The sequence below is a fragment of the Tunturiibacter gelidiferens genome (assembly GCF_014201335.1).
GTDB classification, from domain to species: Bacteria; Acidobacteriota; Terriglobia; order Terriglobales; family Acidobacteriaceae; genus Edaphobacter; species Edaphobacter lichenicola_E.
On the sequence record NZ_JACHEB010000002.1, the window covers coordinates 1 to 23,492 of the forward strand.

Below are 23,492 nucleotides of genomic sequence, written 5' to 3' on the forward strand. Positions count from 1 at the left end.
CATCGCCGGTCTCCTTGTCTCCCGCGCTTCCAGCGCGTCGATAACTGGGAGCTTAACGCATCCCGCTGGAGACCGGCCTTCTCATCCCATCTGTTGTCGCTAGTAATGTGACTCGCAAACGATCACTGAGATTCTCACTCGGCCGAAATCCTTAACCGGCGTGAGATCACCTGAGGCCGGCGGCAGTAGTTTTCGTGATGGTGCCGTTGGCATCGTCGTCCTTGAGAGCCCAGATGAATGCGCCGCCGAGGCCCCCGGGAACGCGCGTGCGGACGTACACCGTTTTGAGCCATACCGTGACTGGATCATCGTAGGACCAGAAGGTTTGCGTGCTGGGGTCATAGAGCGACACGGCGAGTCGGCGCTCATCGAAGTGAGTCGTGTAGCCGGTCAGGCCGGTCACCGTAAGATAGGTGATCAGGCCGGGCGTCTGCAGATAATCGCTCGAAGGAAACGGAGCTGGACCAGTTGAGGGTTGATACAGGCCATCGTTAATTTTCGTAACGCCAGTCCAGCCGCGCGCATACGTGGGAATGCCAAGCACGAGCTTTTCTCCAGGGACGCCGGCCTCAAGATACGATCGAACCGTATATTCGATATAGAAATTATCGGAGGCAGCAGGGTCCTGCTTGTCGTCGAAGAGAGGAGACGCATGATTGGTAGAAGTCTCCCAGGTGCCGTGGTAGTCGTAACCCTGCAGGTTGAAGAAATCTAGCTGGCGCCCGACTTCGGCTAGCTGCAGGTTGGAGAAGTTCTGCTGGCCAGCGGGTCCGAACATCGTTAGCAGATAATGCTTATTGTTTGCCTTGCCCAGGGCATCCAGCTGCTTGCGAAATTCTTTGAGCAGCAGTGTTGCGTTTACCGTGTCAGTGGCGGTGGGAAATTCCCAATCAACATCGATGCCATCGAAGACTCCCGCTGCAGAAACTCCGGGCGCGAGATTGCCCTTGACGAACAGATCGATACAGCTGGAGACAAAGGCCTCACGGCCTTGAGCGCTACTCGCAGCAGCCGAAAAGCCGGCAGCCCCAGAGAGCGAGATCTCCACTTTCAGATTTGGATGCAGTCGCTTGAGCTGTTGCAGCGCGGCAAAATTCCCATACAGCGGGCCTGCGTATGGCGTGCCGCTAACGCTTGGAAGATACGGATCCTGATAGTCGGCCCAGCTATCCGCTATCGCACAGCCGGTCGGCGTGGCGTTGCCGAAGGCGTACGTCAAATGCGTCAGCTTATCTGCAACACCATTGGCCTGTAGATTGGCAATGTTGTAGCCGGCAAAATAAATGCTCCACTCTTCGAAGTAGCCGCCGACCACTTTAGATTTTTTGTCGTGGCCCGGCTCATTCGCGAGACTAGGACGCGCAAGAAAAATGGGAATGAGCAGGCTGGCGACGAAGAACGTCAGGACGCGGCCGGGAAGACCGACATAGACACGAGTGGACATAGATTACCTCGAGGAGGGGATGCAAGCTGGCGAGAGGAATATACAACTATACAGCCGTATAGGCAACAGACAGCCACAGGGGCCGCCGTACGACGGTTCTCGACGAGGGATAAATCGCCAATGCGCTCATCAAGGAAAGATAAGTAACGAGAAGTGGGCTTGTAGGAAGCGACACAACAAGTCGCTCTCCGTCAGAATTCGACTTTCACAGCTCGCACCGGGTCAAACATTCTTCTTCGACTCCGGATCAATAGCCGCCCGAATCCCCGCTATGCGACAGATTCTCAAACCGCGTATAGTCCGCCAGATACGCCAGCTGAATACTCCCAGTAGGCCCATTTCTCTGCTTCGCAATAATGATCTCAGCCTTACCCTTCAGGTCTTCATTCTCGCGATCGTAGTACTCCTCGCGATGAATGAAGCACACCACGTCCGCATCCTGTTCAATTGAACCCGACTCACGCAGGTCGCTCAGCAGCGGCTTCTTATCGCCGCCTCTCTGCTCACTCGCACGCGATAGCTGCGACAGCGCCACCACCGGCACCTTCATCTCCTTGGCCAGCGCCTTCAGCCCACGCGAGATCGCCGAGACCTCCTGCGTGCGATTCTCAAACCCCTTCTGCGACCCAGTCGAACCCGTCATCAGCTGCAGATAATCAATCACAATCAGATCGAGCGACCCATGCTGCTGCTTCAACCGTCTCGCCTTCGCCCGCATCTCCGCCAGCGTAATTCCCGGCGTATCGTCGATAAACATCTTCGATTCCATCAGCCGTTCCAGCGCACCAATCAGCTTTGACCTGTCATCACGCATCAGCATCCCGGTCTGAATCGCCTTCGAGTTCACCAGCGCCTGCGAGGCCAGCATTCTGCGCAGCAGACTCGCCTTGCTCATTTCAAGCGAGAACACCGCAACAACCTTCCCCCCGCGCACAGCTGCATTCTCCGCGATATTGATCGCCCACGCCGTCTTCCCCATCGAAGGCCGAGCTGCAATAATCGTCAACTCCGACTCCTGCAACCCACTCGTCATCCGGTCAAACTCGAGATAGTGCGTCGCCAGCCCCGTAACCTCGCGCCCCTGCTCATACAGCGCATCAATCGACCCAAACGACTCCTTCACAATCGCCGTAATGTCCGAGAATCCCCCGGTCACCGCATGTTCGGAAATCTCGGTCAGCCGGCTCGACACCTGGTTCAGCACATCGAGCGCCTCGCGGCCCTGGTCCGAGGCCTCGATCATCCCCATATCGCAAACCGTCAGCAACTGCCGCATCAGGCTCTTGTCGCGAACGATGCGAACATAGCTCTCGATACTCAACTTGCGGGGAAGCCCCTCGCTCAGCGAAGCCAGGTACGGCAGCCCACCCACCGCATCCAACTCCTTTTTCTTTCTCAGGTAGTCGGCAACCGTAACAATATCGACCGCATGTCCAGCCTCAACCAGATGCAGCATCGAGTCGTAGATCTTCCGATGCGAATCCAGCGCAAAATCATCTGTCTTCAGCAGCATCGTCGCGTCGATGATCGCAACCGGCTCCACCATCATCCCGCCGAGAATGGTCATCTCGGCATGCACCGCCGCCGGCCGCTCCTGCTCTCCGACAATGTGGGGATATGTAGCCATGAAACTTTAACCATACCTGCGCTTCCTCAATTCCATATGTGGGAAAAGCAGGTACCCCTGTGCAAGCTGTGGATTAAGCCTGTGCCCTCCAGTCTACTTCGATCTGGAAGCCATCCAAACAGCCGCTAAGTACCCTCCTTGGTTCACCGAAACGCAATCGTTATACGCTGGTAGGACGACCTGAATAACGCTGCACAGGAGCAAAGATGGGTGTCGAAAAAGTTCTTACTATCCCCGAAGAAGCGCAACGAGACAAGGCCTCCTTCGAAGTCCTACGCGTCTGGATCGCCAACCAGGCCCAGCACGTCAGCATTCGCAGCGGAGCCTGGGAAGACCCCTTCGCCTGGGGCATCGTCCTGGCCGACCTCGCCCGCCACGTCGCCCTCGCCCACCAGCTCCAGAACGAAGGCACCGACCCCGAAGCCTTCCTAAACCGCCTCCTGGAAGGCTTCGAAGCCGAAATAGAAAACCCCACCGATGAACCCGAGGGCGAAGTCACCCAATAGCCCGCACTTCTGTGCCCCACTCGGTCTTTTATACCGTCCAAAAATGATCGTCATCTCGACCGAAGCGACGGACAGTCTCACCGTCTGTCGCGCAGTGGAGAGACCCCCGTATTTCGTCTTCGTTTGATTTTTTGCCGTTCGTGCCGTCTAAACACATCACACATCTTCCGACTGGCTTCAATCTTCAGAAGTCGTGAAGAAATGTGGGTGCCGAAAATAAATCTCAAAAACCTGGCGTGTTTTTAGCCGCCAAAATCTATGGTGCTAAAACACCACATCCACCACACATTCCACCACGTCCAGCCACGCAAAAAACCACGTCCAGACGACGTGGTTTTCTGAAATCCCCTTGAAAACAGGCCCTCCACCATAAACAGAGGGGCCGGAAAATTATTTGTGTTTGTAATCCTGAAACAGATCAGGAAACTGCACCTTCAGCGCCGCCATCTTCGGCACATCGCACACCTGGATATAAGGATTATTCGGATTCTTCTCCGCATAGTCCTGGTGATAGTCCTCCCCATCATAAAACGCCTTCAACGGCGTCACATCCGTCACAATAGGCTTCGGAAACACATGCGCCGCATCCAGCTGCGCAATATAGGCCTTCGCAATCTTCTCCTGCTCCGGACTCGTATAAAAAATCACCGACCGGTACGAAGTCCCCACATCCGGCCCCTGTCGATTCAACTGCGTAGGATCGTGCACCACCGAAAAGAAGATCCTCAGCAACGTCCCATAGCTCACCTTCGCCGGATCAAACACAATCTTCACCGACTCCGCATGCCCTGTACCTTCCGACGAAACCTGATCATACGTAGCCGTCGAAGCCGACCCGCCCGAATAGCCCGCAGTAGTAGCCGTAACGCCCTTCACGCGCTGAAATACCGTCTGTACGCCCCAGAAACAACCACCCGCAAACACCGCAGTCTCATGCGTTGCCCCCGCGTGCGGCTCATCAATCGCCGGAGCCGGAATCGGCTCTTTTCTCTCAGCCCCCATAACCATTCGCTTTCCCCTTCCCAGCAGCATAAAAACCGCAACAACAACCACCAGCACGATCAACCCTGTCTTCACTGCAGACGTCATTGTTCTTCTCCCGACAAGGGTTGGACGCCAAAACCGCCTCATCGGTTACATTTTCAATCGGTCCACTCGCAAGTCGTTCGAACCAGCAAAAGGTACACGTCACGAAGTGACCGCCTCCCGCGCAGGGAGCCCGTCCGGCAGGACAAAAACGTGCCTAAGCCACCCGCGCCCTGCCCTGAATCTCGATATACACGTGAATCAAGCTCACCGCCGCAGGTGTTACTCCTGCAATCCGGCTAGCCTGGCCCAGTGTCACTGGCCGCACTCGAGCAAGGATCTCCTTCATCTCACTCGAAAGCCCGCTCACCGACGAGTAATCGAACCACCCAGGAATCGCCCGCTTCTCCGCCCTGCGCATCTTCTCCATTGAGCGCCGCTGCTGGTCCAGATACCCCGAGTACTTGATCTCAGTCTCCACCGTCTTCATCTCGCTCCGAACCCACGCAGGCAGCTTCATCCCATCGAAAGCATCCATCGCCGCCACCCAGCCACCCAACGCTTCGTCGCCCGCGCGCAGCCTCTCGCGTAGCAAAGGCGCAATCTCCTCAATCGGCACCTCAGGCCTCTTCAACAGTTGCGCAAACGTCTGCCCGCTCACTCCTGCCGCATCGCCATCCAGCTTCTCTGTCAGCGAACCTGGCAACTCACCCGTCTTCACCCGCTCCGTGTTCAGCAACTTCTCAAACGCAACCGCACGGCCCTGCTTCGCCTCATACTCAGCCCACGCCACATCGTCGATCAGCCCCAGTCGCCGGCCATGCGGAGTCAGCCTGCTATCCGCATTGTCAATCCGCAGGTGCAGTCGAAACTCCGCCCGCGAAGTAAACATCCGGTAGGGCTCATTGGTCCCCTTGCTGATCAAATCATCAATCAAAATGCCTGTATAAGCCTCAGTCCGGTCGAGCGTAAATCCATCCTCACCCCGCACTGCCAGCGCCGCATTGATCCCCGCCATCAAACCCTGGCACGCCGCCTCTTCATACCCACTCGTCCCGTTGATCTGCCCCGCGAGATATAGCCCCGCAAACGACTTCACTCGCAGCATACGATCCAGCTCCGTCGGATCGATCGCGTCATACTCAATCGCATACCCCGGCCGCAGCATCTCCGCATTCTCAAGCCCTGGAATCGACCGCACCATCGCCGCCTGAATCTCCATCGGCAGACTCGTGCTCATGCCGTTGATGTAGACCTCGTGCGTATTTAGCCCCTCCGGCTCCAGAAAAAACTGGTGCCGCGTCTTTTCCGGAAACCGCACGATCTTGTCTTCAATCGACGGGCAATACCGAGGCCCAATCGCCTCAATCTGCCCTGTATACATCGGCGAACGATGCACATTCTCCCGAATCAGCCGCAGCGTCTCCGGAGTCGTATGCGCAATATGGCAATTGATCTGCCGCAGTGGAATCTGCTTCGTACGAAAGCTGAACGGCGTCGGATCTTCATCTCCCGGCTGCTCCTGAAACTGGCTCCAATCAATCGTGCGTCCATCGAGCCGCGGCGGCGTCCCCGTCTTCAACCGGCACTCCCGCAGTCCAAGTCTCTTCAAACTCTCACCCAGCAACACACTAGCCGGCTCCCCGCTCCGACCCGCCGTATATTGCTGCTCCCCACAATGAATCAGCCCATTCAAAAACGTCCCGGTCGTCACAATCGTCGCCGCAGCATGAATCACCCGCCCATCCCGCAGCTTCAATCCACGCACAACCCGCTTCGACGAAAACTCGCCACCCCGCTGACTCGCTAACTCGCTGTCCTCCACAATCAGGTCCACCACCTCAGCCTGTTTGATGAAGAGATTCTTCTGCCCCTCCAGCACCTCGCGCATTTTCACGCGATACAGCGCCTTATCGCACTGTGCCCTTGGCGACCACACCGCCGGCCCACGCGAAGTATTCAGCAGCCGAAACTGGATCCCCGTAGCATCCGCAACCTCACCCATCACCCCACCCAGCGCATCCACTTCCCGCACCAGGTGCCCCTTCGCAATCCCACCAATCGCCGGGTTACAACTCATCTGCGCAATCAAATCCAGATTCAGCGTAAAGATCGCAGTACGCAAACCCATCCGTGCTGATGCCATCGCCGCCTCACACCCAGCGTGCCCGGCCCCAACCACCACCACATCGAACTGTTCCGAAAAGCTCACCTCTCTATTCTAGAAGCCTTTACGTCTATTTCGAAGATTCTCGCCCCATTCACAGACCCCAACGCTCTTCCCTGACTCAAAAACAACCAGGCGACCTTTTCCACCCACAAGAATCCAATTCGCTGAAACGGGAGAGACAGACGCATGAAAATCTTCGTTGCAGGAGCAAGCGGAGCAATTGGCCAACCCTTGATCACCGAATTAATCCGCCTCGGCCACTCCGTTACCGGCATGACCCAATCCGACGCAGGCGCGAAAAAACTCATCGCATTGGGCGCATCCGCCGCCATCGCCGACGCCTTCGATCCCGCCACCGTAGAAAAGGCACTAAGACAATCGCAAGCCGAAATCGTAATCGACGAACTAACCTCGCTCCCCAAAAATCCCGCCGACCTCCCCGCCTACTTCGCACGCGACCGCAAGCTCCGACTCGAAGGAGGCGGAAATCTCCACCAGGCCGCACTCGCCTGCGAAGTCCGCCGCTACATCCAACAGGGAAGCGGCTTCTTCCTCAAGCCAGGTCCCGGTCTCGCGGACGAATCCGTGGGACTCGTCGTCGACGCAACCCCCGGCGTAGCCGTCAGCGCCCAGATGTACACCGCACTCGAAGAGCGAACCCTCAAACCGCAGCCAATAGAAGGCGTCGTCCTACGCTACGGCTTCTTCTACGGCCCAAACACCTGGTACCACCCCGACGGAGGCGCAGCTGACCAGGCTCGGGCCCAACAACTTCCCATCGTCGGAGAAGGCCTCGCCGTCTGGTCCTTCGTCCACATCGAAGACGCAGCCGTCGCAACCGCAGCCGCCCTTACCGCCGAACCAGGTATCTACAACATCGTCGACAACGATCCCACACCTGTTCACCTCTGCGTGCCAAAGTTTGCCGCATGGGTAGGCGCACCCCCTCCCCCACACCTCACAGAAGAGGCAGCACGCGCGGTCGCAGGCGAAGACGCCGTCTACTACAACACCAAGCTCCGCGGCGCCTCGAACGAAAAGGCACGCAAACTCCTCAACTTCAAACCCCGCCGCCTCCAATGGCTCTAACGAAACCACTAAGATCCAATACGAACGATCTACCGCCGCCGCATACAATCACCGCATGATCTCGCGACTCATCCTCTCAGCATCCCTTCTCAGCGCATCGCTCTCCGCAAGCCTGCCGGCCGCAGCCCAAGCCCCCGCAGCTATCACCACTGACCCCGCGCATACCGCGACCAATCCCGCCGCCTTCGCAACCTTCCAGATCCCCAGCCACGGCGCCCAACTCAACGCCATCGCCTACATCGCACCCGGTCCCGGACCGCACCCCGTCGTTCTCCTCCTCCACGGCTTCCCCGGCAACGAAAAAAATCTCGACCTCGCCCAAACCATTCGCCGCGCCGGTTGGACCGTCGTCTACTTCGACTACCGCGGCTCCTGGGGCTCACCCGGCGCCTTCTCCTTCACCCACTCCATAGAAGACACCGAATCCGCCATCGCCTATCTCCGTGACCCCGCGAACGCAAAGAAACTCCGCGCCGATCCTTCCTACACTGTTCTTATCGGTCACAGCATGGGCGGCTTCCTAGCCCGCTACGTCGCCGCGCAGGACCCCTCCATCAAAGCCGTCGGCCTTATCTCCGCAGCCGATATGGGCGTCGACATGATGCAATCCGTCCAACCACCGCAGCAAAAAACTGCAATCGCCACCCTTGCCGCCGGATTAGCAGACGAAGGCATGGCCCCGCTCGCCGGCTGCACCCCCGAAAGCCTCGCCAAAGAAGTCGCCACCAACGCAGCCGCCTGGAACATCCCCGCACTCGCCCCCAAGCTCGCCACCCGCCCCATCCTCGTTATCACCTCCGACGACGGCCTCGCCCCCTCCAACGACGCGTTCGTCGAAGCCCTTCACAAAGCAGGCAATCAAGAGGTCAAGACCATCCACATGGCCACAGACCACTCCTACTCCGACCAGCGCATCGCACTCGAAGAGGCAATCCTCGAAGGCCTCGACCATCTCCAACAGAAATAGCGCTGTAACCCACAGCGTTTAAAATGCTCTCAGCTTCGTTGCATTCAGCCGACGAAGGAGACGGAGCAACCTTGATTCGACTCACCCCCAGCCCGGCCCACATTGCTGCATCACCCGCCCACCTGCTGTGGCTCGTCCCTCACTTCCGCCACACCTGGTTCCTGGCCATCTTCCTCTTCTGCTCGGCCATCGTTCTCGCGAACGTGGTGCACTACGTGCTGTTCCGCATTCTGCGCCGCAAAGAAGAAGAGAGCAAAACCTTCGGCTGGGGCCTGCATCGTTATCTCGGCAAACCCGCCCGCGCCATCTTCTTCCTCACCTGTCTCCTCATCCTCCTTCCAGCAGTCCCCGGGCTGCCCGACAAGATGGAAGACAACATCCGCCAAGGCCTCGTCATGGCGATGGTCGCCTCCCTCGGCTGGTTCGCGGTCGGTTGTATCTACGTCCTCCAGTCCATCATGCTGCGGCGCTACGACCTCAACGCCGAAAACAACATCCAGGCCCGCCGCGTCCACACCCAATTCCAGCTCTTCCGCCGCATGCTCATCAGCTTCGTCATCATCATCGACATCGGCGCCCTCCTTTGGACCTTCAACGACCCCCGCATCTGGCACTACGGTTCCGGCCTCCTCGCCTCCGCCGGCATCGCCTCGCTCATCATCGCCACCGCCGCCAAATCCACCGCCGCGAACTTCTTCGCCGGCCTCCAGATCGCCCTCACCGAACCCATTCGCATCGACGACGTCGTAGTAGTCCAGGGCGAGTGGGGCCGCATCGAAGAGATCAACTCAGCCTACGTCGTCATCCGCATCTGGGACCTCCGCCGCCTCATCGTTCCCTTGAGCTACTTCATCGAAAACTCATTCCAGAACTGGACCCGCGAGTCCTCCGACATCATGGGCACCGCCTTCCTCTACGTCGACTACTCGATCCCCGTCGAGGCCCTCCGTCAGCAGCTCGAATCCATCGTCCACCCTTCGCCGCTCTGGAATAACAAAACCTGTGGCCTCCAGGTCACCAACCTCACCGACCGCTCCATGGAGCTCCGCTGCCTCATGAGCTCCCGCAACTCCAGTGAAAACTTCGACCTCCGCTGCCTCGTCCGCGAAAAGATGACCGAATGGATCCAGCAGAACTACCCCGACGCCTTCCCCACCACCCGCTTCGCCTCGCGCCCAGACGAATCGTCCGACGGGAACCATCTCCCCGTCTCACAACACTAGACCTATCTCCAACTCCAACCAACGGGAGATCCGAGAAAAGGTATACAAGTCACGAAGTGACCGCGCCCCGCGAAGTGGGCCCGTCCGGCAGGACAAATAGCATTCCCTTCAGAACTCCACCCTCACACCCAACTGCACCTGCCGCTCAGGCGACTGCCCAGTCGCCGCCGCAGTAAACGTCCCAAAAGGCTGCACATTCAAACCCTCAGCCGCAACCGCAGCCGCATTCTGAAATATCAAAGGTGTTACACCGTTCACCTCCGTCCCCACCAGATAAGCCCGCTGCATAATCGCCGAATAGTTCACCCGATTCGTCAGATTGAACGCCTCCACCACCCCGCGCACCTTCACACCCTCGCTCACCATCACCGCCTTACTCAAACGCAGATCGACGCGCCCCGTATCCGGCAGCCGCAGCGTATTCCTCCCAACCGTTGGCAGATACACCGCCCCACCCGCCCCGTTGATACTTTCGTGTCCACCGGCCAATCTCGTCCCACCGAAGATATCCAGGCTGTAAGGCTTCCCACTCGTCTCAGTAAAGATCGGTGCCACCGCCCAACCATTCATCGTGCTGCTCAACCAGTGCTGTTCTATCGAAAATCTCGGCTCCCACACCATGCTGGTCACAATCTTGTGCGGATAGTTCAACGCCGAAAGCCCCTTGTCATACCGTATGTCGAACGGATCAAACTGCCCGTTGGTCCGCGGCGTCGCACCGCCGCTCTGCCCATAGTCAATCGCCTTGGCCCACGTCCAGCTCCCGCGAAACTCCAGCCCCCCGCGACTGCGTCGCCGCGCCCCCAGCACCAGTGCGTTATACGTCGCATCCGCGTTCGAAACGATGTCGGTCACTGGCCCAAAACTCGTGTTCACCCTCTGCGAATAAAACGGGACCAAAAAAGTCTCGCCATCCTGAACCCCCACACCACCCGTACCACCCTGCAACTGAAACTCTTTTGTAACTGTAGAAGGAGCAATATTAATATCCACCGAGTTCGGCAACTGTCGATCGAGATTCAGCAAGTACGTCGCACTCGCCACCGTTCCTCCACCCACCTCCCTCTCAATCGAAAAACTGCCCTGCTGCACCATCGGCAGCCTAAATCTGCGATCAAACACAGTCGCCGATGTCGTCTTCGCCACCGCAGCCGGCGGCGTCGTCACATAGGAGCACGCATACCCAAACCCCTGATTCGCCACCTGCGGACAATCTGTAACCGTAGTAGGTAAGATCAGCACACTCGTCGTTGAAGACGGCAGCGCCGTGTTCACCAGCGCGCTCCTCACAGTAGCCCCCGGCAGTCTCCCGTAAAACAGCCCATATCCCACCCGAACCGTCCCTCGCCCCGACCCAAACGGCTCCCATGACACACCCGCGCGCGGCCCAAAATTATTTCGATCCTCCGGAAACACACTCGTCGCGCCCGTCTGCCCAAACGCTGCATCCAGTGTTGGATTGGGCGTCTGCGGCAACGGAGAAAGTTCATATTCGTAACGCAAACCGGCACTTATTGTCAGCCCCGGCCTCACCCGCCACTCGTCCTGCAGAAACCCTGCCCACTCCTGCGTGTCGAACGTCACCGCCTGCTGCCCAAAGCTCTGCGTAAACGACCGAAAGCAAAAATCATGCACCGTCGCAGTAATCGATGGGCACCCACCATTCGGATACGCATTCACATTGAACGTATAGTCCGTAATCCAATCCACCAACCCGCCCGCATGGCCCGACGTAATGCCGCTGTCGTAATGAAACGCCCCTTGCAGATTGCTCAGACTCGAAATGTAGTCATGAACAAAGCTCACATCCGCTCCCACCTGCAGTTGATGCCGCCCTCGCACCACCGTCATCAAATCCGCCAGCTGCACCTTATTCTCATCCGGATAAGCCGTTCGCCCCACCGAGCTCGAAGTCCCAAACGTGAATCCATCCGGCCCAATCGCAATCTCAGGAGCAAACCCATCCGGTCCCACCGCCGGCTCCTGCGGCAGCGGCTTCCCCGCCGTCTCATACTGAAAATCCCGCCCATACTGCACACGCAACTCATGGCTCACCCTCGGCGAAACCGTCCACGTCCATCGCCCCAGCAGCGAATCCACCTTCGCATAGCTGCTTCCCAGGCTCCCCGTCCCCAAATCTACCACCGGCGCCGTGCGCACCCCCGATGGCGCACTCGACCGCGCCCGGTCATACTGCACACTCAGCCGCTGCCGCTCCTTGGCCTGCCAATCTATCTTGCCAAAGTTGATCGTCTGGTCCTGCCGCCTCGCAACCGTTCCCGTCAAACTATCCAGATAAGTCAACGCCGCCCGCACCTTCGACGCCGTCACACCCCTGTTCCCCAGCAGCGCACTCTGCGTCGGCGTCAGCGAATAAAAGTTCGGATCCTGCGGAGTCGAGATCGCCGGAAACGATCTCCGCTGCTGATCGTACGCATAAAAATAAAACAGGTTGTCCCTCACCACCGGCCCACCAACGCTGCCCCCAAACTGCTGCCGTAGATCACTCGGCTTCACCGCCGCACTCTCACTCACCCCATCCACATACGTCGTCTGAATCGAAAACGGATTTGTCGCTCCAAATGCACTCGACCGCACCAGGTAAAAGCCCGTCCCATGCATCGCGTTCGTGCCGCTCTTCGACACCGTCGTAATAATCCCCCCCGCCGCATGCCCATACAGCGCCGAATAGTTCTGCCCACTCACCCGAAACTCCCGTACCGCCTCCTGCGAAAACGTATAAGCCGCGCCAGCATGCCGCCCATACCCGCCGCCCCCATCCACGCTCCCCGCACTCACCCGCCGCGACGAACCCGTCTCCGCCGCATCTTCAATCTCCGCCGCACTCTCCCCACCCGTCCCTCGCGGCACCGCGCCAAAGCTCTGATCGTCATCCCCGCCATCGATCCTGCTGCTGTTCTGCGTCGAAGCCACCCCACGAAAACTCAGCAACCCATCTCCATCCGGATCGGCGTTCACCGTCGGCGTCAAGAGTGCAAACGTCTGCCATCGTCGCCCATTCACAGGCGTTCGTTCTATCTCCTCAGGCGTAATCACGCTTGTCGTGGCCACCAATGAAGCCTCATCCACACTCACCGTAACCGGAGCCTCCGGCGTCGCCGTAACATCCACCGAACTCACCACCCCACCCACCTTCAGTCGCGCCTCCACCGACGTCACGCCCCCCACCTCCACCACCACAGGCTCCAGCGTCAGCTTTGCGAACCGCTCATAGTCCACCACCACCCGGTACTCGCCCGCCGGCAGATGTCCCACGACAAACTCGCCCTTGCCCACGGTCTTCGCAACGGCGATAAATCCATTCGCGACGTTCTGCACCTGCACCACCGCACCCACCAGCGCAGCACCTGTCGCGTCCACCACAAAGCCGCTGACCGCCCCATCCACCGAACTCTGGCCCCACGCGCACGCGCCCACCACCGCAGCGGCGCAACACCACAGCAACCAGGCCCGAACAACATTCCTCATACGCGCCCGCATCTTCGCGCGTCCCACACACAACGACATGCTCTCTCCGCGGATTCTGTACCGCTCTACGCCACAACCACGGGAAGATGAAGAAGTAAGCTCACCGTGCCCTTTCGCTATCTGGGCAAAGCATCGCAGCAGCACCACGCCAAAAAAGGCGGAACACTAATGAGCTTAGCCGCACAACCAGCAATTATGAAAGACCACTTCCGTGTTAAACCGAAAGGGTTGCAGTCTCAGTTACACATCTCTGCCATTACGTCACAAAAACAGATCACTCTCCTCCACCGCCACCCTTCCCCTCAAAACCAGCACCGGAGCGCACATCCTAGTACACTAGAAGTTGAAGAATGTTTATTGACGAAGCAAAAATTCGCATCAAGGCCGGCGACGGGGGCAATGGCTGCATGGCCTTCCGCCGCGAAAAGTTCGTCCCCAAGGGCGGTCCCTCGGGCGGCGACGGCGGCCACGGAGGCGACGTCCTTATGTCCTCCTCCCTCAGCCACAACACGCTGGTCCACTTCCGCTTCAATCCCGAGCACAAAGCTCAGCGCGGCGGCCACGGCCTCGGCTCCAACTGTTCCGGCTCCGCTGGCGAAAGCACCACCCTCAAAGTCCCCGTAGGCACGCTCCTCTACGACGACTCCACCGGCGAGCTCATCCACGACTTCGCCCGTCCCAACGAAACCATCGTCATCGCCAAAGGCGGACGCGGCGGTCGCGGCAATCAGCACTTCGCCACCAGCACCCACCAGGCCCCGCGCGAGCACGAGCTCGGCCGCGCCGGAGAAGAGCGCGCCTACCGCCTCGAGCTCCGTCTCCTCGCTGACGCCGGCCTCGTCGGCTACCCCAACGTCGGCAAATCCACCCTCATCTCGCGCCTCTCCGCCGCCAAACCCAAGATCGCCAACTACGCCTTCACCACGCTCGAGCCCAACCTCGGCGTCGTCGAAGTCGGCGACTTCCCCCACACCGAATCCTTCACGATCGCAGACCTTCCCGGCCTCATCGAAGGAGCGCACCTCGGCCATGGTCTCGGCATCCAGTTCCTCAAACACATCGAGCGCACCAGCGTCATCGTCCACCTCGTCGACGTCTCCGACTCCGGTGCCGCCGAAGGCACCGCCCGTCCCGACCCCGTCGCCGACTACAAGGTCATCACCGACGAGCTGAAGAGCTTCGACCCCGCACTGGCCGCCAAACCCACCATCCTCGTCGCAGCAAAAATCGACGTTGCCAATCCCGACAAGCTCAAAAAGCTCACCGCCATGGCCAAGCGCCGCAAGCTGCCCTTCTTCGCCATCTCTGCTGTCACCGGCGAAGGCATCGAGCCGCTCAAGTTCGCCATCGCCGAGATGGTCGCAACTCACCGCCCTGTCGATCTCGAGCCCCTCCCTGCCGAACCCGTCAAGCTAAAACCTCACTACCCCCCGCCACCAGGCTCCGCCCGCGGCCGCGCCTAGCTCATCGTCATCGAAAATTAATAGCCAGGTTTGAGAACATTAGAAGCTAATAGAGTGCCAGGCAAAGTTTCGTGTTCTTGAACGGAGGCACACATGGCGACTCAATTCGCGGAGACCACGGAACGACTGTGGGAGCGTTGGCCAACTTTGTCGCACGCCGAGCGCTCGAACACCATGAGATTGTCTGCCTCGATCACGTGATCGACGTGATTGAGGCTCGCCCCCCGACGATGACGCTTCTTGATCGATTGGAGATGAAAACAGGCTCCCTTGTGAACGAATCGAACCAGCCATGAATACCTCGAACAAGAACGACGAGCGTCAACTCGATCAGACTGTAGACGGGCCTCCCGCCGAAGTCCCTCAACCCACCGTCCTGATAGGACGATTCGTCTCCCTCACGCCCGTCGATCCCAACCTTCACGCGGCGTCCCTCTTCGAGCGATCACAAGTCGCGGAGTCCGAGCAGCTTTGGCGCTACCTGCCGGGCACGCCCCCACTCAACCTCGAATCGTTCAAATCCTACCTCGCCTCCAGAGCAGCGAAAGACCGGCTCGACTTCGCAATCGTTGACAACCACTCCAACGAAGCGATTGGTCTCGCATCCTACTTAGCCATCGAACCCACCCACCGGAGAATAGAGGTAGGCAACATCCTCTTCACTCCCCGTCTGCAGCGAACCCCCGGTGGCACAGAAGCCATGTACCTCCTGGCCAAACACGCCTTCGAACTCCGATACCGACGGTACGAGTGGAAGTGCAACGCCCTCAACGATCCCTCGCGAAGAGCCGCTCTCCGCTACGGCTTCCAGTCCGAAGGCATCTTCCGGCAACACATGATCGTGAAGGGAAAAAATCGCGACACAGCGTGGTTCTCCATCCTCGACAGCGAATGGCCCACCCGCAAAGCAATCTTCGAATGCTGGCTCGATCCCTCCAACTTCCTGCCTGACGGCTCGCAACGAATCTCCCTCTCACAGATCAGCAACTCCCCTGCGCCTCTCTCCTGAACCGCGCCTTGTCGCATTCAACGTCTGCCCAATAAAAAGTGGAAGCAAGAGGCTGGCCTCCGATCTTCGTCCCACACCCATCCGCAAAAATGCCGTCAAGCCCACTTCCCCATCAAATCACTTACTTTCAGTGACTTACTCCTTGCGCATGAGTTATGTGCAACTCACTATACTTAGTTAAAGAGCTTGCAACAAGGTTTTCAGCTGAAGATAAAAACCAACGAAGAATCTCCCTACCTCTCTAACTCTTTTGTTTTGAATAATTTGGCCGTAACTCATTTGGAATGACGAATTTGCGGCACTCTGATCTCCGTAAACAATTGATACTGAGGGATTTATGCCAAGGTAACCCCCCGGGGGGGCTGGCCCATACAGGAACAGGTGTAGGTCCAGCCCTTGCCACCGAAGCCAAAAGGCGCGTAGGGTTTAACGCGGACCCAGGTACCTGCTGGGACAGGTGGTATCCAGCCAAAGTCGGCCCCCAAGGCGACACGCGGCGGAGCTGCACTGGAGATTGCAATGAGTTTGACCACGTTCTCACCCGAACGAGCCGGGGCCCAGCATGGGCGACAGGCCGATTCCCCCACTAAAGTCACCGTTCCCTCCCTTCTCGAAAAGAAACTGCTGCGACAGCCCATCGTGGCGGTCACCGCCTACGACTACGCCACCGCGAGATTGGTCGACGAAGCTGACCTCGATGTCCTCCTCGTAGGAGATTCGCTCGCCATGGTCATGCAGGGCCAGGAGAACACGCTCGCCATCACCATGGACGAGATGCTCCTCTACACCCGCGGCGTCAGGCGAGCTGTAAAACGCGCCCTCCTGATAGCCGACATGCCCTTCGGCAGCTATCACACCGGTGACCGCGAAGGCCTCGCCAACGCCATCCGCTTCGTCAAAGAATCTGGAGCCGAAGCAGTCAAGCTCGAAGGCGGACGCGAACGCAAGGACCTCATCCAGCGAATCGTAGCCGCCGAGATCCCAGTCATGGGACATATCGGACTCACACCCCAAAGCGTCCACCGCATGGGAGGCTACAAAGTCCAGGGTAAGACAATGGAAGCGATCGACGAGCTGCGCACCGACGCGCTCGCCCTCGAAGAGGCAGGTTGCTTCGCCATTGTCCTCGAAGGTGTCCCTCGCGAACTCGCCAGGATCATCACCGACGAGCTCCGCATCCCCACCATCGGAATCGGGGCCGGCCCTGACTGCGACGGACAGATCCTGGTTATGCATGACATGATGACCATGACCTTCTCGCCTCCCGCCAAGTTCGTAAGACGATACGCCGACGTAGCAGGAGTCATGCGCGCCGCCCTCGAAGAGTACCGCCGCGACGTCGAAGCCCGCACCTTCCCCTCCGACGCCGAGAGCTATCACTTCTCGCGCGAGATCCGGGATCTGATGGCAGAACCAGTTGAAGTGGTGGGGTAGCTAACCAGTCCGAATCGAATCAGAATGAACCTCCCAGCGGCCAGCATCGAGAATGCTGATACAGGTGCACGTCAGCCTGAATCGACTAAAGATCAGAAATCAACCCGCAACCATGCGGAGAGAAGGAGCTGTCATTGCAGATCGCAAAGAGTGTTGCGCAGATGCAAACCATCTGCCGCGAACTCCGGACTCAAGGTGTGGTGCTCGGCTTCGTGCCGACGATGGGCGCACTCCACAAAGGTCATCTCTCAATAGTCCAGAGAGCAACCGCAGAGTGCCAAACTGTAGTGGCATCGATCTTCGTCAATCCCCTCCAGTTCGCTCCAGGAGAAGACTTCGCCAAGTATCCACGCACCTTCGAACAAGACTCCCGTCAGCTCGAAGCCGAAGGCGTAACCGTTCTCTTCGCTCCCGACGCAAAGGAGATGTATCCCGAAGGTGCCGTAACGACCATCACAGTACCCGGCATCGGCGACCGACTAGACGGAGCCTCCCGCCCAGGCCACTTCACCGGAGTCGCCACCGTCGTAGCTAAGCTACTTCAAATCGTCGCACCCCACCGCGCCTATTTCGGTCAGAAAGACGCTGCGCAACTAGCCGTCCTACGACAAATGGTCCAGGACTTAAACTTCGACCTCGAGCTGGTGAGCTGCGCGATTGTGAGAGATGCCGATGGGCTCGCTCTGAGCAGCAGGAACCAGTACCTTAGCGGACCGGAACGCCAACAGGCATTGGTACTACATCGAGCGCTTGCCCAAATCGAACAGAGCATCATCAATGGAGAACGCCAAAGCCCGACACTCCTGCAGATTGGAAAGAACACCCTGGACGCCGCCGAAGGCGTACAAGTGGATTACTTGGCCATAGTCGATCCAAGGTCACTCCTCCCCGTCGCATCTGCGGAGAAAGGCGCGCTGGTCGCGGTAGCAGCGTATGTCGGGCGGACTCGTTTGATCGACAACTTTCTAGTCACCTAGGAAACGGCCCTCTGGTCCATTGCACCAGAGGGGGCGGCGCGCATGACACGGAAGTACCATGCAACCCCGCGAATAGAGCGTGTATTGCGGTCCTGCTTTAGTAATATCAGGCTGAGTCATTTTGGTGACGATTTGTTCCTGAATCACTGATGGTGAGAAGATCCCGCGCCGACAGAAGATGCAGGCAGACCGCAAGGAAGAGGTGACTTCAGATGCCGAGCACCTCCATTCATGAACTCGCGATTCAACAGATCGAAAGGCTCTCGAAGAGAGGATTTCAGCGACTGGCGTTGCCGAAGTCCCTTGAGAACGCATTCGAACAGTCCACGCTTGCTCGACGATCCGAACGTCTCTGGCTCGAAGGACTGGTAGCGATCGGTCTCTTCAACATCTATGTCCTCATCGACCACTATCTTCAAGGAGGTAACTCATGGCTTCCAATACAAATTCGCCTGTGCATCGTAACCCCGCTAGCGCTACTGATTAACCTCAGCATGCGTTGGAGCCCCAATAAGATCTATCGCGAAACCAGCATTGCCGGGGCAAGCTGCCTTGTCGGAGTGACGCACCTCTACCTTGAGAGCAATAAAAATGCAGCCTCGTCCGCATACGCTCAGGTAGGCCTCATCGTAGCGGTTATCTTTGTCAACGTCGTAATGCGACTCCAGTTCGTCTACGCTCTCAGCGCATCGGTTATTTTGTTGGCAAGCGATCTTGTATTTATAAAACACGATCACCTCCTGAACCCTTCCGAGAAGCTACTTGGAATTACTTTAGCTGTTTGTGCCATTTCGATGACAGTAATCGCCAACTACAGCATCGGGCGAGAAGAGCGGCTTGGTTTTCTGATGCGCCTGCGTAGCGAGATACAGAGTAAAGAGCTGTCTTTCCTGAATGTAGAGCTACAGAGAATATCCTGCATCGATAGCCTGACCGGCCTTGCCAATCGGCATGCATATGAGCTGCAGTTTGCCAAATTGTGGCGCGAGGCTGTTGGTTCCGGCTCATGTCTATCCGCAATCGTGATCGACATCGACCACTTCAAGCAGACAAATGACACTCGCGGACATTTGTATGGTGACCGTGTACTGGTTCGAGTCGCGTCTCTGCTCTTGCAGAGTTTGCGGTGCAAGGACGATTTCGCGGCCAGATTCGGCGGCGAAGAGTTCGTTGTTCTGCTTCCCGACACAACTCAGGAAGGAGCAATGATAGTTGCCGAACGCATTCGCAAGCTCGTCGAAGTAGCCGGCTCTCCGGCGCTTCCCGAACCCGGCAGCCATCCACGCCTGTCGACAGTGAGCTGCGGCGGAGCATCCTGCTACCCGAACGACGCCACATGCAAGGAAGACCTGTTGGATGCAGCGGATAAAGCGCTCTATCAAGCAAAAGAGCTGGGTCGCAATTTAGTGTGTTGGGGCGAATCGACAAGCAGACGGAAAGAACCTTCATCTTCGGACACGAGGCCCTTAAAAATTTCCGTGATCAGTGACGCGATTCCGTTGACAAGAGCTGACTGACCTCAAGCGTTCGATCAGTGCGGTCTATTGAGCTAGAAGGCAGCCAATCAACTGCCCAAATCTCCACGTCGAAGTTCTGAATGGCAGAATCACCAGCCGACTGGCGGCCTACTTGCCGATGCAGAAGGTAGAAAGGACGATAATTTTGCGGTAAATACCGGGTCTTCAGAAGGATCACTTTACCAGGCGGACAAACCCGTGGTCAATTAATGACACATGCACTGCTCTAAACCATCGAACGAGATTTGTGCTTTGAACAGATAGCGAAGGGTGATGCGGTTGGATTGGCGTGTTGCTAATTCACTGGACACAATACGCTAATTGCGTAATTATATACGCATAATGCGTAATTCCCCTATTCTCGAAGCGCTGTTCTCGGAGACTCGGTCAAAGATCCTTGCGACGCTTTTGCTCCAGTCCGAAAAGCGTTGGTTTCTGACAGAACTGGCGCAATATTTAGGAACCTCGCCGTCAAGTCTACAGAGGGAAGTCGAAGCTCTGAGCAAAGCGGGTCTGTTGGAACAGACTAAAGACGGTCGTCGTGTCTACTTCAAAGCGGATACCAACTCCCCTGTCTTCTCCGACTTGAAGGGTCTACTCGAAAAAACAGCTGGGATAATCCCGATTCTCCGAGAAGAGGTTGATGCCTTTGGAGATCGGATAAAGCTTGCGTTTGTTTACGGCTCGACAGCACGGTCCGAAGAATCTTCGCAGAGCGATGTGGACCTCATGATCGTGGGCGATGTGGGCTTGTCTGACCTGGTGCCATCGCTGAGACGAGCGGAACTGCGATTTGGAAGGCCGGTGAACCCTACCGTTTATTCTCCTAAAGAGTTCAAGACGAAGGCACTGAACCAAAACCATTTCTTAACAACCGTCCTACGAGGCAGCAAAGAATTTGTGAAGGGGGATGATGGCGAGTTGGCAGCAGTGGTTGGCTAAGGGTGACGTCAAGGCACACCAGACCAGCAAACAGGAGATCGACAACCTTCGGGCTTTGATCACACGTGATCTGGCCGATGCCTCTGTGATCGCACTGTCCGCGGATCGGCGATTTGCGACGGCCTATAACGCAGCTCTGCAAGCAGGGACGATTGCCATCGCCTGTTCTGGGTATAGGGTTAGTGCTCGATCTGGACACCACAAAGTCACTTTTGAAGCTGCAGGCGTTGCTCTTGGCAGCGAGGCAGCTGCGCTCGCTGATTACTTCGAAACATGCCGGCGAAAGCGCAATGTGATCGACTACATGACTTCGTCAGTCGCAACGGACACGGAAGCGGAGGAGATTGTGAAACGGGCCAACGAGTTTCGCGAAGTAGTCGAAAGGTGGGTACAACGTGAGCACCCTTCAGTAACGATCTGATGGTTCATGTGGCTTACGATCTATTTCGGCGACGCCCCAACCAAAGCGCTCGCGAAGGTAGCTTACGCCACATTGCCGGGCATCCGTGGAATTCGATCAAAGTGTCGATTTCTTCCCGGTAGAGAAGGGAATCACAATTCGGTGGTCAAGATGCGCGGCAATGATGATGATGCTATTCCATATGACTGCGAAGCCAAAACTCTCGGCATAAAATGGGAGATTCTGAAAGGATTCTGCGCGAGGTGCGCGGTTGTGATGGCTGGTGTCTCTAAGGCAAAACTTCGTAGGTGACGTAGGCGAATCGCATGGAGTCTGGAGCCCAGGAGTTGACGTTCATGGTGCCTTGGCCGCCGATGGCCTCGATAAGGGTCTTCTTCGGAGCGGAGACATTACCGTGGCTCACTTCGGCGAGTTTGAGCTCGATGTGGACGGTGCGTGGGTTGTGTGTGGGTGTGCCGGCAGGATAGCCGATGTACACCATCTTTTTGCCGTCGGGCGAGATGTGCGGAAACCAATCTTCGAGAGCATCGCTGACGACCATCTGTGCCTTTTCGTCGTTGTGACCCGCACCTGTGGCGGGAAAACGCCAGATGGCTTCTTTGCCCGAGCGATCGGAGTTGATGTAGATCCATTTGCCATCGGGGGAGTAGTCGGGTCCGTCATCCTGATGAATGTTCGAGGTTATCTGGGTTTCGCCGCCGCCTGCCGCGGGCGTTGCGTAGATATCGTATTGGCCGCTGCCGTTGCGCTGAGCGACAAATGCGAGCGTCTTGCTGTCTGGAGACCAGCCGTGGAAGTAGCTGGGTGTCTCGGAGACCATGAGCTTGACGTTGTTGCCGTCGGCGTCCGCGAGAAAGACTTGGGAGCCTTTGCTGATGGCGGTGGAGGCAGAGAATGCGAGCTTCGTACCGTCGGGCGAGAGGGCCTTGTCGTTGTTACAGCGATAGTCGTCGGCGAGGGCGAGCTTTTGCGGTTCGGCGGTTCCGTCCGGCTTGAGGACAAACTTGTAGATACCGCCGGCAGAGTTGGCGATGAGATATTTTCCGTCGGGCGACCAATTGGGCGCCTCCCAGATAGTGTCTGCGGTGTAGACGAGATGCGACGAGCCGTCGTGCATGTTGTAGATGAAGACGCGGCTGCGAAGGTGTGGCTCGGAGCCTTGGGCGCGGGCAGAAAGGGTGGAAGCGAGAAGAAGGCAGGCGATCGCGGTGAGTTTGCGGGAGGATCGCAGATGGTTCGAGAGAACGTTCATGTTAGATGCACTCCTCTTCCGGGTGGAAAGCGTGTAGCGATGAGGCGTTGATTGCGATCAGTTGACTCATGATGCAAGTTTGGATGCGGGCGGTGAGTCGCGGGATTAGTGCACTTTGCCGGCTGAGTTTTCGAAGAGCACGTTGGAGAGTACGGCTGTGTCGGATTTGGCTGGAAGGTGGGAGCAAAAACCGACGCCGACGTAAAACGGTCCGTCGAAGTGGAGCGTGAGGGGGGGACCGAATTGGTGAAGGGGCTCGCCCTTGAGGCTGATGAAAATGGCGATGGAGTCTCCGTGCTTTTCAATGCCGACACGCTTGGCTTTGACGCCGGCGAGGCTTCCGCCGAAGCGATACTGCATATCGGTCATGGAGGCGCCTTTGTCGGAGCGGTCGGCGAGGTGAATCATGCCGACGCCGTGTTCGCCGAGCATCGCCTCTTTGGAGTCGTCGTCAAGGCTCTGTCGGATGATAAGGACAGCTTTGCGGTCGTCATAACCCTTCGCGTCGGGAAAGGTGACGTCGGCTGCGAGGGAGACGTCGCCGGAGATCTTTTTCCAGAGATAACGGAACTCGTCGCGGGTGTACCAGATATTATATCCGGCGGAGTTGATGGTGTACTGTCCGGTGGCAGCGTCGTAGGTGGAGCTGCCGGGAACAACTGCGGCACCGATGTCGGATTGTCCTTGAAAGATGCCGATGGGGGTGTTGGAGGTTCTGTCCGGTCGGTGAAAGTCAGTTGGCGGGGGCACCTGCGTGTGAGTGGGGGAACCTGGCTGCGCCCACTCGGGCACGGCGGGGAGCGGCTCCTGTGCACGCGCGGGGAAGGCAGAGATAGCGATGACAGCGAGCAGAAACGCCGAACCTAAGAGACTGTGACGATTCAATGTGTCCTCCGGATGCGATGTGGGCATGAAACCGTTTTGCTGCCGGGTAGA

At 57.8% G+C, this 23,492-nt stretch carries 19 protein-coding genes; 12 read left to right on the forward strand and 7 right to left on the reverse strand.

Annotated elements, in window-relative coordinates; all coding sequences use genetic code 11:
* Positions 1-166: 166 nt before the first annotated feature.
* Both HDF14_RS03730 and dnaB read right to left on the reverse strand, forming a co-directional pair.
* The gene (locus HDF14_RS03730) at positions 167-1,444 is read right to left on the reverse strand and encodes a glycoside hydrolase family 18 protein (RefSeq protein WP_183973725.1); all 1,278 of its coding nucleotides are present in this window, start codon (positions 1,442-1,444) and stop codon (positions 167-169) included.
* A gap of 247 nt (positions 1,445-1,691) precedes the next feature.
* On the reverse strand, positions 1,692-3,071 hold the full coding sequence (gene dnaB / locus HDF14_RS03735; protein WP_183973727.1) for a replicative DNA helicase: 1,380 nt from the start codon (positions 3,069-3,071) through the stop codon (positions 1,692-1,694).
* Positions 3,072-3,277: 206 nt separating this feature from the next.
* Here dnaB and HDF14_RS03740 point away from each other — a divergent pair, with 206 nt between their 5' ends.
* Positions 3,278-3,577, forward strand: coding sequence for a DUF5076 domain-containing protein (locus tag HDF14_RS03740; RefSeq protein WP_183973728.1), 300 nt, complete (start codon positions 3,278-3,280; stop codon positions 3,575-3,577).
* Positions 3,578-3,967: 390 nt separating this feature from the next.
* Here HDF14_RS03740 and msrA read toward each other — a convergent pair whose 3' ends face one another.
* Together msrA and mnmG are read right to left on the reverse strand one after the other, a co-directional pair.
* On the reverse strand, positions 3,968-4,609 hold the full coding sequence (gene msrA / locus HDF14_RS03745; RefSeq protein WP_406707187.1) for a peptide-methionine (S)-S-oxide reductase MsrA: 642 nt from the start codon (positions 4,607-4,609) through the stop codon (positions 3,968-3,970).
* Between the two features lie 211 nt (positions 4,610-4,820).
* Positions 4,821-6,815: a tRNA uridine-5-carboxymethylaminomethyl(34) synthesis enzyme MnmG gene (gene mnmG, locus HDF14_RS03750; RefSeq protein WP_183973729.1), complete on the reverse strand. Its 1,995-nt coding sequence runs from the start codon at positions 6,813-6,815 to the stop codon at positions 4,821-4,823.
* Between the two features lie 144 nt (positions 6,816-6,959).
* Here mnmG and HDF14_RS03755 point away from each other — a divergent pair, with 144 nt between their 5' ends.
* The 3 genes from HDF14_RS03755 to HDF14_RS03765 all read left to right on the forward strand — a co-directional run bounded on the left by HDF14_RS03755 (position 6,960) and on the right by HDF14_RS03765 (position 10,052).
* Complete coding sequence (locus tag HDF14_RS03755) at positions 6,960-7,862, forward strand: NAD-dependent epimerase/dehydratase family protein (protein WP_183973730.1); 903 nt, start codon at positions 6,960-6,962, stop codon at positions 7,860-7,862.
* A 55-nt stretch (positions 7,863-7,917) separates the two neighbouring features.
* Positions 7,918-8,829 carry an alpha/beta hydrolase family protein gene (locus HDF14_RS03760; RefSeq protein WP_183973731.1) on the forward strand — a complete coding sequence of 304 codons (912 nt, stop codon included), beginning with the start codon at positions 7,918-7,920 and terminating at the stop codon, positions 8,827-8,829.
* Positions 8,830-8,900: 71 nt separating this feature from the next.
* Complete coding sequence (locus tag HDF14_RS03765; RefSeq protein WP_260698016.1) at positions 8,901-10,052, forward strand: mechanosensitive ion channel family protein; 1,152 nt, start codon at positions 8,901-8,903, stop codon at positions 10,050-10,052.
* Between the two features lie 108 nt (positions 10,053-10,160).
* Here the strand turns inward: HDF14_RS03765 and HDF14_RS27130 are convergent, their stop codons facing one another.
* On the reverse strand, positions 10,161-13,580 hold the full coding sequence (locus HDF14_RS27130; RefSeq protein WP_183973733.1) for a TonB-dependent receptor: 3,420 nt from the start codon (positions 13,578-13,580) through the stop codon (positions 10,161-10,163).
* Between the two features lie 311 nt (positions 13,581-13,891).
* Here HDF14_RS27130 and obgE point away from each other — a divergent pair, with 311 nt between their 5' ends.
* From obgE to HDF14_RS03810, 8 genes are all read left to right on the forward strand, one after another.
* The gene (gene obgE, locus HDF14_RS03775) at positions 13,892-15,004 is read left to right on the forward strand and encodes a GTPase ObgE (RefSeq protein WP_183973735.1); all 1,113 of its coding nucleotides are present in this window, start codon (positions 13,892-13,894) and stop codon (positions 15,002-15,004) included.
* A 71-nt stretch (positions 15,005-15,075) separates the two neighbouring features.
* Positions 15,076-15,300, forward strand: a complete 225-nt coding sequence (locus HDF14_RS03780) for a hypothetical protein (protein ID WP_183973737.1) — start codon at positions 15,076-15,078, stop codon at positions 15,298-15,300.
* A complete protein-coding gene (locus tag HDF14_RS03785; protein WP_183973739.1) occupies positions 15,297-16,013 on the forward strand; it encodes a GNAT family N-acetyltransferase in 717 nt (238 codons plus the stop codon). The genes HDF14_RS03780 and HDF14_RS03785 overlap by 4 nt, the downstream gene beginning before the upstream one ends.
* Positions 16,014-16,532: 519 nt before the next feature.
* A complete protein-coding gene (panB, locus tag HDF14_RS03790) occupies positions 16,533-17,447 on the forward strand; it encodes a 3-methyl-2-oxobutanoate hydroxymethyltransferase (RefSeq protein ID WP_183973741.1) in 915 nt (304 codons plus the stop codon).
* A gap of 134 nt (positions 17,448-17,581) precedes the next feature.
* Positions 17,582-18,424, forward strand: coding sequence for a pantoate--beta-alanine ligase (panC, locus tag HDF14_RS03795; RefSeq protein ID WP_183973742.1), 843 nt, complete (start codon positions 17,582-17,584; stop codon positions 18,422-18,424).
* 212 nt (positions 18,425-18,636) lie between these two features.
* The gene (locus HDF14_RS03800) at positions 18,637-19,941 is read left to right on the forward strand and encodes a GGDEF domain-containing protein (protein WP_183973743.1); all 1,305 of its coding nucleotides are present in this window, start codon (positions 18,637-18,639) and stop codon (positions 19,939-19,941) included.
* A gap of 342 nt (positions 19,942-20,283) precedes the next feature.
* On the forward strand, positions 20,284-20,883 hold the full coding sequence (locus tag HDF14_RS03805) for a nucleotidyltransferase domain-containing protein (protein ID WP_183973744.1): 600 nt from the start codon (positions 20,284-20,286) through the stop codon (positions 20,881-20,883).
* Entirely contained in the window at positions 20,852-21,304 is a 453-nt protein-coding gene (locus HDF14_RS03810) for an SAV_6107 family HEPN domain-containing protein (RefSeq protein ID WP_183973745.1), read from the forward strand. Before HDF14_RS03805 ends, HDF14_RS03810 begins: the two co-directional genes overlap by 32 nt.
* A gap of 268 nt (positions 21,305-21,572) precedes the next feature.
* On the opposite strand, the gene HDF14_RS03815 is transcribed toward HDF14_RS03810, so the two are convergent.
* A complete protein-coding gene (locus tag HDF14_RS03815; RefSeq protein ID WP_183973746.1) occupies positions 21,573-22,556 on the reverse strand; it encodes a TolB family protein in 984 nt (327 codons plus the stop codon).
* A 105-nt stretch (positions 22,557-22,661) separates the two neighbouring features.
* Positions 22,662-23,441, reverse strand: coding sequence for a biopolymer transporter Tol (locus HDF14_RS25960; RefSeq protein WP_221304550.1), 780 nt, complete (start codon positions 23,439-23,441; stop codon positions 22,662-22,664).
* Positions 23,442-23,492: the final 51 nt, after the last annotated feature.

Coding starts and splice junctions, on each gene's coding strand:
- HDF14_RS03730 (WP_183973725.1), bottom strand. CDS start 1,444: ATGTCCACTCGTGTCTATGTCGGTCTTCCCGGCCGCGTCCTGACGTTC.
- dnaB (WP_183973727.1), bottom strand. CDS start 3,071: ATGGCTACATATCCCCACATTGTCGGAGAGCAGGAGCGGCCGGCGGCG.
- HDF14_RS03740 (WP_183973728.1), top strand. CDS start 3,278: ATGGGTGTCGAAAAAGTTCTTACTATCCCCGAAGAAGCGCAACGAGAC.
- msrA (WP_406707187.1), bottom strand. CDS start 4,609: ATGCTGCTGGGAAGGGGAAAGCGAATGGTTATGGGGGCTGAGAGAAAA.
- HDF14_RS03755 (WP_183973730.1), top strand. CDS start 6,960: ATGAAAATCTTCGTTGCAGGAGCAAGCGGAGCAATTGGCCAACCCTTG.
- HDF14_RS03760 (WP_183973731.1), top strand. CDS start 7,918: ATGATCTCGCGACTCATCCTCTCAGCATCCCTTCTCAGCGCATCGCTC.
- HDF14_RS27130 (WP_183973733.1), bottom strand. CDS start 13,580: ATGTCGTTGTGTGTGGGACGCGCGAAGATGCGGGCGCGTATGAGGAAT.
- obgE (WP_183973735.1), top strand. CDS start 13,892: ATGTTTATTGACGAAGCAAAAATTCGCATCAAGGCCGGCGACGGGGGC.
- HDF14_RS03785 (WP_183973739.1), top strand. CDS start 15,297: ATGAATACCTCGAACAAGAACGACGAGCGTCAACTCGATCAGACTGTA.
- panB (WP_183973741.1), top strand. CDS start 16,533: ATGAGTTTGACCACGTTCTCACCCGAACGAGCCGGGGCCCAGCATGGG.
- HDF14_RS03800 (WP_183973743.1), top strand. CDS start 18,637: ATGCCGAGCACCTCCATTCATGAACTCGCGATTCAACAGATCGAAAGG.
- HDF14_RS03805 (WP_183973744.1), top strand. CDS start 20,284: ATGCGTAATTCCCCTATTCTCGAAGCGCTGTTCTCGGAGACTCGGTCA.
- HDF14_RS03810 (WP_183973745.1), top strand. CDS start 20,852: ATGATGGCGAGTTGGCAGCAGTGGTTGGCTAAGGGTGACGTCAAGGCA.
- HDF14_RS03815 (WP_183973746.1), bottom strand. CDS start 22,556: ATGAACGTTCTCTCGAACCATCTGCGATCCTCCCGCAAACTCACCGCG.